Genomic DNA, 14,031 nt, shown 5'->3' with positions numbered 1-14,031 from the left:
CTGACGACCCCTTGACTGTCACGTATACTGCCTGCTCTTGCAGCATGAGGAGGTAGCAATGGCGAGCGACTGGGACAAGGTACTGGCTGGCGGGGCACTGGACAGCCAGAGCGAGGAGATAGCCAACGACCGGATCCGCGGTCAGGCGCTGCTGGCCAGGCTCAATGGTTCACCTGCAGGCGATGCCCCTCTGCGCCAGCAGATCTGCCGCGAGCTCTTTGGCCACTGCCCCGACTCCTGCTGGATCAGCACGCCGTTTACCTGCGAATTCGGCCGCAACATCCATATCGGCGAGAAGACCTTCTTCAACTTCAACGTCACCATTCTCGACGTGGGCGAAGTGCACATCGGCAGCCATGTGCTGCTGGCCCCCAACGTGCAGATCTACACCGCCACCCACACCATGAACTATCTGGAACGACGCAACTGGACCGCCTACAACAAGCCGGTTCGGATCGGTGACGACTGCTGGATCGGTGGCGGCGCCATCATCTGCCCCGGCGTCACCATAGGGCCGCGCTCCATCATTGGCGCCGGCGCCGTGGTCACTCGCGACATCCCGGCCGACTCGGTGGCGGTGGGTAATCCGGCCAAGGTGATCCGCACCCTCAAGCAGGATGAGGAGCGCTGCTGGGAGCTGGCCCAGTGATGGCGCTGGCGCTGCTGCCACTGGGCTGGACTCTGTGGCTCGGCCTCGACGGCCAGCAATGGTGGCCACTGGCCGCACTGCTCACCATGAGCCTGCTGACTCTGGCGGCCTACGCCTGGGACAAGCGACAGGCGGTGCGGGGCGAGTGGCGCATTCCCGAATCCCGCCTGCACCTGCTGGAGCTGTGCGGCGGCTGGCCCGGAGCACTGGTGGCCCACCAGTGGCTGCGTCACAAGACCCAGAAGCGCAGCTACCGGCTGGTCTTTTGGTTTATCGTGCTGCTGCACCTCACCCTGTGGGCGCTCTGGGTCGGTCGACCACTCTGGCAGCAATAGCTGTCTGCGTCACAAAGGGACAATGGGCCCCATTGCGGCCGCCTGACGGCTGTGAGAAAACAGAGCAGATCTCATCAGCGTTTTCGCCGTCTATAGACGACAAGGAGTCGTGACATGACCATGTGGACAGGCATAGTCCTGATCGTATTTATCAGCGTATTGTTCGGATATCTCGGCAAGCGGGCCCGCTATCAGATGGGGGATGCCCGCATCACGGATCGCCTCGGCAGGCAGGATATGGTCATTCGGGAGCTGCAGGAGCGGGTCGCCAATCTGGAAGCGATCGTCATCGAGGAAGAGAAACGGCGCCCGTTTCGGGAGCTGTGATGTTTCATCGCCAGGTTTCAGATACAGAGAGGGCTGCATGATGCAGCCCTCTCTTGTTTGAACTGATTCAGATTGCCAGCGGCAGCAACTCGGCATAGTCGCGGATCGCTGGGAAAGCGGTGATGCTCTGCTCCGGCTTGCAGCTATCCGGATTCTGGATCGCCAACTGATAGCCGATACCATAGTCGGCGGCGGCCCGCAGGATCCGCTCGCTGTCATCCACAAACAGGGTTCGGGCCGGGTCGAACGCCAGCCGCTCGGCCAGTGCCTGCCAGCAGTGCTGGCTCTCTTTCGACCAGCCCAGCTCATGGGTACTCACCATCAAATCCAGATGCTCGCGCAACCCCAGCTGCGCATCCTTCACCGACAGGCTGGCGGGGTGGGCATTGGTGAAAAGCACCAGCTGTTTGCCCGCAGCGCGCAGTTCGGCCAGAAAGGGGATGGCGTGGGGGCGCCACTGGATCTTCGCCAGGATCTCCTGCTTGAGGGCACGAATGTCGAGCCCCAGGGTCTCGCTCCAGTAATCCACGCAGTACCAGTTGAGGGTGCCGTTGACGGCGTGATAGTGGACGTCGATCTGCGCTTTGGCTTCATCCAGCGGCAGACCAAGCCGCTCGGCGTAACGCTCCGGCACCAGTTGCTGCCAGAGGTGGTTGTCAAAATGGAGGTCGATGAGGGTGCCATCCATATCGAGCAAGACTGTATCTATCTGGTGCCAGGGCAAGGTAGTGGAGCGGGAGTGCGACATCGGGCCTCTTGATCGCGGATCATGGAAAAACAGGGCGGCAGTATAACGGATTTTTCCTCCCCCTTTCCCCTCCCTGCCCCGTGGTGTTCGGTGTGGGAGTCGTTTACTCTTGAAGCACGATTTTTTAACGAGCCGTCACCCCTGATGAGTGAGCACCACAAAAGCCCCCCCGAACAGATTTCGATCGACCAGCTGGAGCAGGAAAAGAGCAAACCGGAGATCCTCAAGGCCGAGATAGTGGCAGAGAGCCGGCTGTTCAGAGTGGAATCCCTCCACCTCAAATTCTCCAACGGTGAGGAGCGGGTCTACGAGCGGATGCGCGGCGGCAATCGTGGCGCCGTCATGGTGGTGCCGCTGTTCGATGAGCAGACCCTGCTGCTGGTGCGCGAATATGCCGCCGGCACCCACTCCTACGAGCTGGGCTTTCCCAAGGGGCTGATCGACCCGGGCGAAGATGCCTTCGAGGCAGGCAACCGGGAACTGATGGAAGAGGCGGGCTTTGGCGCCAACAACCTGACCCTGCTCAAACAGGTGTCGCTGGCGCCCGGTTACTTCTCCAGCCGGATGGACATTTTGCTGGCGCGGGATCTCTTCCCCGAACAGCGGATTGGCGACGAGCCCGAACCGCTGGAAGTGATCCCCTGGCCCCTCAATCGAATCGACGAATTGCTGGCGCGGCCCGACTTCACCGAGTCGCGCAGTATCAGTGCCCTGCTCTTGGCCCAGAAGTGGCTGGCGGAGCAGGCAGAGTAGCCCGCAGACGGGCAGTTAACAGACAGAGGATAACGAGATGCAGGAGTTGTTGGCCTGGGTGCCGGGGGTCAAGGAGATTGCCCGCGAAGCCGGAAGGATCCTTCACGACATCTATCACGGCGGTCAGTTCGAGCGTCAGCTGAAGGAGGATGCGACCCCGGTCACCAGTGCCGATCTTGCTGCCGATGCCTACCTCAAACAGGCGCTCTCGGCGCTCACTCCCCACGTTCCCGTGCTGACCGAAGAGGCGGCCGACATCCCCTTCAGCCAGCGATCCAACTGGCGGCAGTACTGGCTGGTGGACCCCCTCGACGGCACTGGCGAATTCATCGCGGGCAGCGGCGACTTCGCTACCCTGATCGCTCTGGTGCGGGATAATGTGCCGGTGCTCGGGGTCATCTATGCCCCTGAGTCCAACGTGCTCTACTGGGCGGTGCGCGGCTACGGCGCCTTCAAGGAGGTGAACGGCGAGGTACTGCCCATCAGTGCCATGCACCACGAGCATGACCAACCCGATTCGCTGGTGGTGGCCATCAGCCGCCGCCAGAAGCTGGAGAAGCTCACCCGCCGCCTCAACCCGGCCATCAACTACGAGCTGATCCCGCTCGGCTCCAGCTCCCTCAAATCCTGTCTGGTGGCGGAAGGCGCGGCCGATTGCTACGTGCGGCTCGGCCCCACCGGCGAGTGGGACACTGCCGCCGCCCAGTGCATCGTCGAGGCGGCCGGTGGCCGCATCCTCAGCCTGGCGTTGCAACCGCTCAGCTACAACGAAACCGAGTCGCTGGAGAACCCGGACTTTATCGTGATGGGGGATCCGGATCTCGCCTGGGGCAACATTCTGGCCCACTAGACGAGTAGCGATATCATCACAACAGACAAGCAGGCGGCCCGATGGCCGCCTGCTTTTTCAGGGAAGTTGCCCCGGGTGATGGCCGGTGTGATCCGCTGGTCAAGGCACTCTTGAACAGCGTGATACGCTGGCAAAGCGGCAAAATGATAGTGAAACATCACAATCGGTCGGCGAGAAATGGTGCTATTTTTCACGTAATTCTGAAAACACCAAATTGGCCAAAATAAAAAAACGAGCCGAGATCGAAATTTGGTTTTATATTTCACAAAACAAACCAAATTCAGTTTTGTTTCATTCTGTGATCCAGATTCCATTCCCAATCTCGCTGGCTAACCCCCGCAATGGCAGTGATATGTTTCAGCCTCGCTTTTTGAGAATTAAATCCCGATAAACCACAATAAACTCAGATTAAAACACTGACAAAAAGTGAATTGGTAATGAGTTTATCTGTAGAGGCTACCAAGGAGCTATCCGGTTCCTGCTCCACCACTGCCAGCATCACCCGCTGGCGCCGTCACGACACCCACTGGGTCATCAGCCTGTTTGGCACCGCCGTTGGCGCCGGCATCCTATTCCTGCCCATCAATCTGGGTCTGGGCGGCATCTGGCCCCTCGTCATCGTCGCGGTATTGGCAGGCCCCATGACCTTCCTGGCCCACCGCGGGCTGGCTCGCTTCGTGCTCTCCTCGTCACGCCCCCACGCCGACTTCACCGAAGTGGCGGAGGAGCATTTCGGCAAGATGGCCGGGCGCCTCATCTCGGCGCTCTACTTCCTCTCCATCTTCCCGATCCTGCTCATCTACGGGGTCGGGCTGACCAACACGGTGGAGAGCTTCATGGTCAACCAGCTCGGCATGGCGACCCCGGATCGGGTGATGCTCTCCGGCGTGCTGGTATTCGCCATGATCGCCGTGATGCTGGCGGGGGAGAAAGCAATGCTGCGCGCCTTCGCCTTTATGGTCTATCCGCTGGCGGCCATTCTGGCGGCGCTCTCCTGCTACCTCATTCCCCAGTGGCAGTGGCCGGAAGTGACTGCGTTTGAAGGGGGGAGCTTCCTCAACACCGTCTGGCTGGCGCTGCCGGTCACCGTGTTCGCCTTCAGCCACGCCGCCGCCATCTCCGGCTTTGCCAACGTGCAGCGCCGTGAATATGGCGAGCAGGCGGAAGCCAAGAGCGGCCTGATCCTGCGTAACACCACTGTGATGCTGGTGGGCTTCGTGCTGTTCTTCGTCTTCTCCTGCGTGCTGAGCCTCTCGCCAGCCCAGCTGGCTGAAGCCAAGGCCCAGAACGTCTCTGTGCTCTCCTATCTCGCTAACATTACCGACAACCCGGTGATCGTGACTCTGGGGCCACTCATTGCCTTTATCGCCATCAGCTCCTCCTTCCTTGGCCACTTCCTCGGTGCCCGCGAGAGCCTCAAAAGCCTGATCGCCAAGCCCACCGGCCTGCCGCTGGCCAAGGCGGACAAGGTCGGCATCGCCCTGATGTTCTTCTCAATCTGGGGCGCAGCCGTGATCAACCCAGGGATCCTCGGCCTGATGGAAACCCTCTCCGGCCCGGTCATCGCCATGATCCTGTTCATCATGCCGGTGGTGGCCATCTACAAGGTGGAGGCGCTGGCCCGCTTCCGTCACGGCTGGACCAACGGCTTTATCCTGCTGACCGGTTCGCTGGCGGTATCTGCGCTGATCTTCAGCCTGTTGAAGTAACGGCGAGCAACAAGCAAAAAAGAGAGGCGACCTTGGGTCGCCTCTCTTGTCTCTGTTCAGGTGTGAACTCAGCCCAGCTTGGCGCCGTTTTCCACCGCCTGCTCGGGGATGGCCATTACCACGGCGCCATCCGGCCGGTAGAAACCGGTCAGCAGAAACTCCGACTGAAACGGGCCGATCTGCTTGGTCGGAAAGTTGACTACGGCGATGATCTGGCGGCCCACCAGCTGCTCTGGCTGGTAGAGGGCGGTGATCTGGGCACTGCTCTTGCGAATCCCCAGTTCAGGGCCAAAATCCGCCCACACCTTGTAGGCCGGTTTGCGCGCCTCGGGGAACGGCTCGACCCGCACCAATGTGCCCACCCTCAGCTCCACCATCTCAAAATCCTGCCAGCTAATCGTCTCCATTTCGGCTCCTGTTTATCGTGCATCTTGCATGACCGCAGCATGGCCCAAAGAGAGCATCCCGTCTTCGGCAATCAGCCGTTTCGTTACGGCAGGCGGCCGTTGTGCTGGCGCCAGAGGGACGGAGTGAGCCCGGTCTCACTCAGGAAGCGCTCGCTGAAGGCCCCCTGATTCTGGTAACCGCAGCGGCTGGCAATCTCGCCAACGGACAGCTGCGTGCCGGCAAGCAGAGTACGTGCCAGCGCCATGCGCCGACTGCGAATGTAGTGGGAAACGCTCACCCCCAGCTGCTGGCGAAAGGCGAGCTTGAACTGGCTCTGGCCAAGGCAGGCGATGGTGGCGAGTTGCTGATTGGTCAGCGGGGCGGCGAGGTTGGCCTCGATATGGCGCTGCACCTTGAGGATCCGGGCGGCAAGACGTGGGGTGGCAGTGGTCTGCATTCCCTGCCCTTCCGCCAGCAGGGAGAGCCACACCTGCTCCATGCCAGCCACCTGCCGCCCCTCGGCCACCATGCGGTACAGAAAAGCGAGGTAGTGGCGCTGGGGCTCATCCAGCTCGATAAAGGGGTGGGCCGCCAGATCGCCGGGCAGCCAGTCGCTCTCCTGCACCAGAAACGAAAGCGCGGGATCGGCGGCATAATCGTGCCGCTCGCCGGGAGCGATGACGCAGGCAGAGCCGGGGGCAAGCCAACGCCCCCGGCCCTGCACCTCAATCTCGAGGGGGCCGTCGAGGGGGATCACCAGCTGGGCAAAGTCGTGGCTATGGCTGCAGACATGGTGGTGATAGTGGCGCAGGCTGAAACGGGACATGGCAGATAGCAATGACGCGGCCAGGGCCGCGTCATTGGGTGTTATTCCTTGTCGAAATCTTCGATCTCTTTGCCCAGCGCTTCCATGATGGCGCGCGCTTCGGCAGGGACGCTGTCCGGATGATCCTTGCGCAAGTCTTCGTCGCAAGGGAGCGGCTGGCCGGTGAAAGCGTGCAGGAAGGCTTCACAGAGCAGCTCGCTGTTGGTCGCATGACGCAGGTTGTTCACCTGACGGCGGGTGCGCTCATCGGTCAACACTTTCAACACCTTGAGCGGGATCGAGACGGTAATCTTCTTGACCTGTTCGCTCTTCTTACCGTGTTCCGCGTAGGGGCTGACGTAGTCGCCGTTCCACTCTGTTCCCATGACTCACCTGTTCTCATTTAGCCGTGAGCGCGGATTTTAACCCTTAAGGAAATTAATGGCAATCCAACAGCAAAGCCATTTAGACGTCTGGAAGTGTTGACGGCCTTTTTAAGCTGGCGTAGTGTGGTTCATCATGATGCCAGCATTGGCACGATTGCGTGTGGCAAAAGCAGCGTGGCAGGAAGAGCGGCCATCGCCCAGAGACAGTTCAAGGAGAGAAATATGACCCACAAGGCCACCCTGGCGGTTCGCACCGGGATTGAGACAGACCAGCAACACGGTGCCGTGGTGCCGCCTATCTACCTCTCCAGCAACTACACCTTTGCCGACTTTGGCGAGCCCCGTCAATACGATTATGCCCGCTCCGGCAACCCAACCCGTACCAATCTGGCGGACGCGCTGGCGGCACTGGAAGGGGGCGCCGGTGCAGTGGTCACCGGCACCGGCATGGGGGCTATCCATCTGGTCACCACCGCCCTGCTCAAAGCGGGGGATCTGCTGATCGCCCCTCACGACTGCTACGGCGGCACCTGGCGCCTGTTCGAGTATCTGGCGGCCAAGGGCCACTACCGGGTGCAGTTTGTCGATCAGGGGGATGAGGCCGCTCTGGCCGCCGCGCTGGCCCAGAAGCCTGCGCTGGTATGGGTCGAGACCCCCTCCAACCCGCTGCTGCGGGTGGTGGATATCAGCGCCATCGCCAGCGCCGCCCACGAGGCAGGCGCGCAGGTGGTGGTGGACAACACCTTCCTCTCCCCCCTGCTGCAACAGCCGCTGGCGCTTGGTGCCGATGTGGTGGTGCACTCCACCACCAAGTACATCAACGGTCACTCCGACGTGGTGGGCGGAGTGGCGATTGCCAAGGAGGCCGCACTGGCCGAGTCGCTGGTGTGGTGGGCCAACTGTCTGGGGCTCACTTCCGGGGCGTTCGACTCCTACCTCACCCTGCGCGGCCTGCGCACTCTGGCTCCCAGATTGCGTACCCATCAGGAGAATACCGATCGCATCCTCGCCTTCCTGCAACATGAGCCGCTGGTGAAACGCATCTATCACCCCAGCCTGCCGAGCCATCCGGGCCACGATATTGCGCGCCGTCAACAGTCCGGCTTCGGCGCCATGCTAAGTTTTGAACTCGATTGCAGCGAGGCGGGCATTCGTGCCTTCCTCGCGGCCCTCACCCTCTTCTCGGTGGCCGAGTCCCTCGGTGGAGTGGAGAGTCTGGTGGCCCATCCGGCCAGCATGACTCACAGGGCCATGACCCCGGCGGCGCAACAGGCAGCAGGCATCAGTGCCCAGCTGCTGCGCCTGTCGGTCGGTATTGAACACGGTGAAGATCTGGTGGCCGATCTGGCCCAAGCTTTCGAACTGGCGCAGCAGGCAGAACAGGTAGCGAAGTAATGGAACAGCAGCATCTACAAGGAGATATCGCGGTGGCAACAGAAACTGGCTTGAAGCGACGTCACGTCCACAAATTTGGTGGCAGCAGTCTGGCGGATCCAGTCTGTTATCGCCGGGTCGCCAGCATCGTCGAACAACAGGTGGGCGGGGATGAACTGATCGTGGTCTCCGCTGCCGGCAAGACCACCAACAGGCTGATCCAGCTGGTGGAGCTGGCCGAAGCGGGTGATGAGGCCGCCGGTGAAGCCATATCCGCTCTCCACGCCTATCAGCAGGGGCTGATCGACGGCCTGCTGGAAGGTGAACTGCAGCTTGATCTGAGCAAGCAGCTGGCCGACGACATGCAGCTCATCGCCAAGACCCTGGAGGGGCAGTTTGACCGCTTCGCCCGTAACGGCCTGCTCGCTTTTGGCGAGGTGTGGTCGGCTCGCCTGCTGGCAGCCCTGCTTACCAGCCGCGGCGACAAGGCTATCTGGCTGGATGCCCGCAGCTTCCTTCGCGCCGAGGATGGCGCTCTGGTCAAGGTGGATACTGCGCTCTCCAGTGAGCTGCTCAAGGCGCGACTGGCGGAGCATGCCGGTCGTATCGTAGTGACCGGCTTTATTGCCGCGGACATGGAAGGCCGCTCCCTGCTGCTCGGTCGCAATGGCTCCGACTACAGCGCCAGCCTGTTGGCGCTGCTGGCGGACGGCGAATCCACCACCATCTGGAGCGACGTGGCCGGGGTCTACAGCGCCGACCCCCGCCGGGTCAAGGAGGCACGCCTGCTGGAGCGCCTGAGCCTTGCCGAAGCCAACGAGCTGGCCCGCCTCGGCTCCTCGGTATTGCACTCGCGCACCCTGCAACCGGTAGCCGACAGCCGCCAGCGCCTCACCCTGCGCTGCAGCTACAACCCGGATGAGGGCTGCACCCATATCCTGCGCCGCGCCCCCCGCTCCGGCGGTGCCCGCATCGTCTCCTCGGTGGATCAGATCGCTCTCATCGAGCTGAAGGTGCTGTCGCAGACCAACTATGAGCAGACGGTGGCCACCATCGAGGCCCATCTGGCCCGTCACCGCCTCAACCCACTCACCCTGCAGCGCCAGCCGGATCGCCGGGTGCTACGCCTCGCCTATACCCTCGAAGTGGCACAGGGGGCTTTCGAGCTGCTGCGCGACTTCCAGCTGCAAGGGAGCTTCACCGGCCTCATTCAGAAGGAGGGATACAGTCTGGTAGCGCTGGTAGGTGCCGGGGTAACTGACAACGCCGAGCAGTGTCACCGCTTCTACCAGCTGCTGGCGGATCAGCCGCTGGAGTTCGTCCAGGTGGCCAGAGATGGCCTGAGTCTGGTGGCGGTGCTGCGTCAGGTGGTGCTGGAACCCCTGCTCATCGCCATGCACAGCGCCCTGTTCAGCCGCCCGAATCGGGTCGGTCTGGTAGTGTTCGGCAAGGGCAATATCGGCGGCCATTGGCTGAGCCTCTATGCCCGCGAAAAGGCACGGCTCGAACATGAACTCAATCTGGCGATCACCCTCTACGGGGTGTTCAGCTCGGAAGGGGGCCTGCTCGATGAAGAGGGGCTGGATCCGCTCAAAGTACAGGACAACTTTGCCCCCAAAGCGCTAATCTGGCCCGAACTGCTGGCACAGCTGGAACAACACAGCTTCGACACCCTGATCGCCATCGATTTGACCGCCAGCGAAACGGTGAGCCGCTACTACCCCGACTTCGCCCAGCTCGGCATTCACATCATCGCTGCCAACAAGTTTGCCGGCGCAGCCGACAGCGAGTTTTACCAGCGCATCAAGCAGACCTGCCGTGACCATCAGGTGCAGTGGCGCTACAACGCCACCGTGGGCGCCGGGTTGCCAATTCAGTCCAGCATCCAGATGCTGCGCCAGAGCGGCGACCGCATTCAGGGGGTCTCCGGCATCTTCTCCGGCACCCTCTCCTGGCTGTTCCAGCAGTACGACGGCAGCCGCCCCTTCTCCGAGCTGGTGGATGAGGCATGGCAGCACGGCCTGACCGAACCGGATCCCCGCGAGGATCTCTCCGGTCAGGATGTGCGTCGCAAGCTGCTTATTCTGGCGCGGGAGGCGGGCTTCGAGCTCGACTCCGCCGATATCGAGTTGGAGAATCTGGTGCCCGTCTCGCTGCGCAAAGTAACCGCAGATCAGTTCATGGACAGACTGAAAGAGCTGGATGGCCCGATCCAAACCGCCTTCGAGGGAGCCCGGCGCCTCGGCAAGGTGCTGCGCTACGTGGCTCGCTTCGAGCATGACGGCAAGGCACGAGTCGGGCTGGAGGCGCTGGAGCCGCACCACCCGTTTGCCAACCTCTTGCCGTGCGACAACATCTTCGCCATCGAGAGCGACAGCTACCGCACCAACCCGCTGGTGATTCAGGGGCCGGGAGCGGGTCGGGAAGTGACGGCCGCCGCTATCCAGTACGATCTGTGGCAGATCTGCGCGTCGCTCTAAGCGCAGGAAATAGCGACAATAAAAAAGCCCGAGTCAGTGACTCGGGCTTTTTGCTGGCGCAGTTTCTCTTAGGAGAAGCAGGCCTGCAGCACGTAGAAGATACCGATGGCCAGAATGGCGCCTGCCGGCAGGGTGATGACCCAGGAGACCACGATGTTGCGCAGCACACCCAGGTTCAGCGCCGCGATACCGCGCGCCAGACCCACGCCCATGACAGCACCCACCAGAGTCTGGGTGGTGGAGATGGGCAGACCGGTACCGGAGGCGATCACCACGGTAGCGGCAGTGGCCAGCTGGGCGGCGAAACCACGGCTCGGGGTCAGGTGAGTGATGCCGGTGCCGACAGTCGCCATCACCTTCTCGCCCATGGTGGCCAGACCGATCACGATACCGATACCGCCAAGGGGGAGGATCCACCAGGCAATGGAGGCCTTGCTGGCAATCTCGCCGCCGGAAGCAACGATGGACGCAACGGCAGAGAGCGGGCCGATGGCATTGGCGACGTCGTTGGAGCCGTGGGCAAAGGCCATGGCACAGGCGGTGATCACCATCAGGATGCCGAATACCTTCTCCACGTTGGCGAAGTGCATCTTGCTGTCATCCTGCGGGTTGTACTTCTGACCGCGGATATAGATCCAGCCGGCAAACGCTACGGCGATGGAAATGGCCACGGAGAGCATGACGCCTTCACCATCGGTCAGGTGCAAACCAACGTGAGTCAGACCCTTCTTGATGGTCACCAAACAAATCACCAGCGAGGTCAGGAACATGTAGAAGGGGACGTAGCGCTTGGCGTTGTTCAGGGGATCATCGGTGTTGAAGATAAGCTTCTGCACGCTGATGAACATGAAGTAGGCGATGACACCGGAGATGGCCGGGGTGATGACCCAGGAGCCAACGATGCCGCCAAACTTGTTCCACTGTACCGCTTCCGGGCCAATGCTCACCACGGCGAAACCGACGATGGCGCCGATGATGGAGTGAGTGGTGGAGACAGGCCAGCCGAAGTAGGAGGCGAGGATCAACCAGGCACCGGCAGCCAGCAGGGAAGCGATCATGCCGAGCACCAGCAGATCCGGGCTATCGGCAAAGGCATTGCTGTCGATGATACCGCTACGGATGGTGGCGGTTACTTCACCACCGGCCAGATAGGCACCGGCAAATTCGAAGATCATGGCGATGATAATCGCCTGACGAATGGTCAGGGATTTGGTACCGACCGATGTGCCCATGGCGTTGGCTACGTCATTCGCGCCAATGCCCCAGGCCATCAAAAAGCCGAACAAGGCCGCCACGAGCACCAGAGTGGTGCCGTAATTCGCAATAATGTCCATTGATAGTGTTTACCCAGTCAGTCGATTACGAACGAGCCAGCATCAGCTCAAGACGGGCGCCAACGCGCTCGGCCTGATCAGCCAGGTCACCTACCCATTCGAGGATCTTGTAGAGGAACATCACGTCGATCGGGTTGTAGTTCTGCTCAACCGCTTGCAGCTGTTGGCGCAGACCGATCTGCATGGTGTCTGTATCGTCCTCGATCAGATCCAGCTGGTGGATCATCTCGGCAACCATTTCCACTTCCCGTCCTTTGAAGCCGGTCTCGAGCAGCTCGTCGAGCTCCCCGATCGCTTTCTCGGCCTGAGCGGTCGCATCAATACAACGTTTTAGGTAAGCCATGAAGCCTTCCCGCATTTCGGAAGGGAACTCCATGCGACGGCCAAGCATGCGGCCGGAGATATCCTTGGCACGGTTGGCAATCTTGTCTTGCTGGGTCAACAGCTCCAGCAGGTCGGTGCGTGCAACCGGCAGGAACAGACCGCGGGGCAGTTTCAGACGAATTTCACGCTTGAGGATATCCGCCTCTTTTTCCAGCTGGGAGATCTGCTGCCGGATCTTCTCGGCATCTTCCCAACGGTCTTCAGCAACGGCATCAAAGAAGGGAACCAGCTGCTGGGAGCATTGGTGAACCTTGACGATATGCTTCTGCAGCGGCTTGATGGGGGACTTGGCAAAAAGCCCCAAAATAGTATTTACTGGCATGGCCAAACCTGTGTCGGTGAAAAAACACTCGATACGATTTTATGAGGCGCGCATGTTAACCGAACTGCGCCCTCAATTAAACCGCGAATTAATCTAGTCGTTTCGCGGGCATTATATCCCCGCGACCCGATTCCTGCCCCCCAAAGTTGCCTGCCAGCCCGGAATGAGTATGCAAACTGAGATCGAGATAAAGTTTTTTGTCGCCCGCGACATTGCGGCAGATTTATCCAACCTGTTGAATTCTTTTGAGATTAAAGAATCATCACAACAGCAGCTCGGCAACGTCTATTTCGACACGCCGACCCTCAACCTGCGTCGTCTGGACATGGGGTTGCGCATTCGCCGCTGCGACGCCTACGCCGAACAGACCATCAAATGCCGCGGCCAGGCGGTGGGTGGCCTGCATGCAAGACCCGAATACAATGCGCCTATTGGTGGCGATCTGCCGACATTGAGCGCCTTTCCCGCAGAAATCTGGCCCGATGTGACAGAACGTGACCGCATCCAGCAACAGCTGGTCGCGCAATTCAGTACCGACTTTCTGCGCCGCCACTGGCTCATCACCTTCGAGGGTGCCGAAATCGAGCTGGCCTGGGATCAGGGGGAGATAGTCGGCAGTCAGGGGCGCACAGCGATCAACGAGCTGGAACTGGAGCTCAAATCGGGCGATACCACGGTGCTGTTTGCACTGGCGCAGCGCCTCGCCCAGCTGGGTGGCATTCGTTTGGGGGCGCAGTCCAAGGCGCAGCGCGGTTATCGACTGGCCGGGCTCGGCAAGCCGCTGGCACTGCAATCACTGGCCACCAGCGAAGCTATGGATGTGGCAACCGCCATCGCCACCGGCCTGAGTCACTGGCAGCATCACGAGCAGCTCTGGCTGGAAAATCCGCAGAATGAAACGCTTCGCCTGCAGGCATTCGCCGCCCAGTGTGAAGGGATTGCGCTAATTGAACGCCGAGCGGCCGAGCTGACGCAGCCGACCCTTTGGAGTTCAGAGCTGGCAAGCCTGCTGGCACATCTGCAAGCCGCGCCGGTCTCTGATCGCCAATGGCCCGCCGAGCTGGGCAACCTCTTCCTCTCTGCTGATTATGTCGCACTGCAGCTGGCTATCGCCGACTGGCTGCACAGCACACGCTGAGCGGCCCATCTGATATAGAAAACAAAACGGGTGAGCCTTGGCTCACCCGT

Annotated in this window: 15 protein-coding genes; 9 read left to right on the top strand and 6 right to left on the bottom strand. The window is 61.1% G+C overall.

Annotated elements, in window-relative coordinates:
• Positions 1–58 precede the first annotated feature (58 nt).
• From LG31_RS0108230 to LG31_RS0108220, 3 genes are all read left to right on the top strand, one after another.
• The gene (locus tag LG31_RS0108230) at positions 59–649 is read left to right on the top strand and encodes a sugar O-acetyltransferase (RefSeq protein WP_033113994.1); all 591 of its coding nucleotides are present in this window, start codon (positions 59–61) and stop codon (positions 647–649) included.
• The gene (locus LG31_RS0108225) at positions 646–984 is read left to right on the top strand and encodes a DUF1294 domain-containing protein (RefSeq protein ID WP_033113993.1); all 339 of its coding nucleotides are present in this window, start codon (positions 646–648) and stop codon (positions 982–984) included. Before LG31_RS0108230 ends, LG31_RS0108225 begins: the two co-directional genes overlap by 4 nt.
• Positions 985–1,098: 114 nt before the next feature.
• Positions 1,099–1,311 carry a hypothetical protein gene (locus LG31_RS0108220; protein ID WP_033113992.1) on the top strand — a complete coding sequence of 71 codons (213 nt, stop codon included), beginning with the start codon at positions 1,099–1,101 and terminating at the stop codon, positions 1,309–1,311.
• 67 nt (positions 1,312–1,378) lie between these two features.
• Here the strand turns inward: LG31_RS0108220 and yrfG are convergent, their stop codons facing one another.
• Positions 1,379–2,059, bottom strand: a complete 681-nt coding sequence (yrfG, locus tag LG31_RS0108215) for a GMP/IMP nucleotidase (RefSeq protein ID WP_033113991.1) — start codon at positions 2,057–2,059, stop codon at positions 1,379–1,381.
• Between the two features lie 144 nt (positions 2,060–2,203).
• Between yrfG and nudE the strand changes: the two genes are divergently transcribed.
• From nudE to LG31_RS0108200, 3 genes are all read left to right on the top strand, one after another.
• The gene (gene nudE / locus LG31_RS0108210) at positions 2,204–2,812 is read left to right on the top strand and encodes an ADP compounds hydrolase NudE (protein WP_033113990.1); all 609 of its coding nucleotides are present in this window, start codon (positions 2,204–2,206) and stop codon (positions 2,810–2,812) included.
• A gap of 37 nt (positions 2,813–2,849) precedes the next feature.
• Positions 2,850–3,662: a 3'(2'),5'-bisphosphate nucleotidase CysQ gene (gene cysQ, locus LG31_RS0108205; RefSeq protein ID WP_005343054.1), complete on the top strand. Its 813-nt coding sequence runs from the start codon at positions 2,850–2,852 to the stop codon at positions 3,660–3,662.
• A gap of 437 nt (positions 3,663–4,099) precedes the next feature.
• Positions 4,100–5,371, top strand: a complete 1,272-nt coding sequence (locus tag LG31_RS0108200) for an aromatic amino acid transport family protein (protein ID WP_033113989.1) — start codon at positions 4,100–4,102, stop codon at positions 5,369–5,371.
• Between the two features lie 68 nt (positions 5,372–5,439).
• Here the strand turns inward: LG31_RS0108200 and LG31_RS0108195 are convergent, their stop codons facing one another.
• The 3 genes from LG31_RS0108195 to metJ form a co-directional block, all read right to left on the bottom strand.
• A complete protein-coding gene (locus LG31_RS0108195; protein ID WP_033113988.1) occupies positions 5,440–5,778 on the bottom strand; it encodes a tRNA-binding protein in 339 nt (112 codons plus the stop codon).
• 83 nt (positions 5,779–5,861) lie between these two features.
• The gene (locus tag LG31_RS0108190; RefSeq protein ID WP_050513438.1) at positions 5,862–6,584 is read right to left on the bottom strand and encodes an AraC family transcriptional regulator; all 723 of its coding nucleotides are present in this window, start codon (positions 6,582–6,584) and stop codon (positions 5,862–5,864) included.
• 41 nt (positions 6,585–6,625) lie between these two features.
• Positions 6,626–6,949 carry a met regulon transcriptional regulator MetJ gene (gene metJ, locus LG31_RS0108185; RefSeq protein ID WP_005343046.1) on the bottom strand — a complete coding sequence of 108 codons (324 nt, stop codon included), beginning with the start codon at positions 6,947–6,949 and terminating at the stop codon, positions 6,626–6,628.
• A 222-nt stretch (positions 6,950–7,171) separates the two neighbouring features.
• Here metJ and metB point away from each other — a divergent pair, with 222 nt between their 5' ends.
• Together metB and LG31_RS0108175 are read left to right on the top strand one after the other, a co-directional pair.
• A complete protein-coding gene (gene metB / locus LG31_RS0108180) occupies positions 7,172–8,344 on the top strand; it encodes a cystathionine gamma-synthase (RefSeq protein WP_033113987.1) in 1,173 nt (390 codons plus the stop codon).
• Positions 8,344–10,803 carry a bifunctional aspartate kinase/homoserine dehydrogenase II gene (locus tag LG31_RS0108175; RefSeq protein ID WP_033113986.1) on the top strand — a complete coding sequence of 820 codons (2,460 nt, stop codon included), beginning with the start codon at positions 8,344–8,346 and terminating at the stop codon, positions 10,801–10,803. The genes metB and LG31_RS0108175 overlap by 1 nt, the downstream gene beginning before the upstream one ends.
• 68 nt (positions 10,804–10,871) lie before the next feature.
• Here LG31_RS0108175 and LG31_RS0108170 read toward each other — a convergent pair whose 3' ends face one another.
• Both LG31_RS0108170 and LG31_RS0108165 read right to left on the bottom strand, forming a co-directional pair.
• Positions 10,872–12,137 carry an inorganic phosphate transporter gene (locus LG31_RS0108170; protein ID WP_033113985.1) on the bottom strand — a complete coding sequence of 422 codons (1,266 nt, stop codon included), beginning with the start codon at positions 12,135–12,137 and terminating at the stop codon, positions 10,872–10,874.
• 25 nt (positions 12,138–12,162) lie between these two features.
• On the bottom strand, positions 12,163–12,843 hold the full coding sequence (locus LG31_RS0108165) for a TIGR00153 family protein (RefSeq protein ID WP_033113984.1): 681 nt from the start codon (positions 12,841–12,843) through the stop codon (positions 12,163–12,165).
• 169 nt (positions 12,844–13,012) lie between these two features.
• Between LG31_RS0108165 and LG31_RS0108160 the strand changes: the two genes are divergently transcribed.
• Positions 13,013–13,981, top strand: coding sequence for a CYTH domain-containing protein (locus LG31_RS0108160; protein WP_033113983.1), 969 nt, complete (start codon positions 13,013–13,015; stop codon positions 13,979–13,981).
• Positions 13,982–14,031: the final 50 nt, after the last annotated feature.

It is taken from the genome of Aeromonas lacus (assembly GCF_000764665.1).
In the GTDB taxonomy this organism is placed as follows: domain Bacteria; phylum Pseudomonadota; class Gammaproteobacteria; order Enterobacterales; family Aeromonadaceae; genus Aeromonas; species Aeromonas lacus.
Note: the sequence above shows the minus strand (reverse complement) of the source record. Positions and strands in the feature narration are given on the sequence as shown.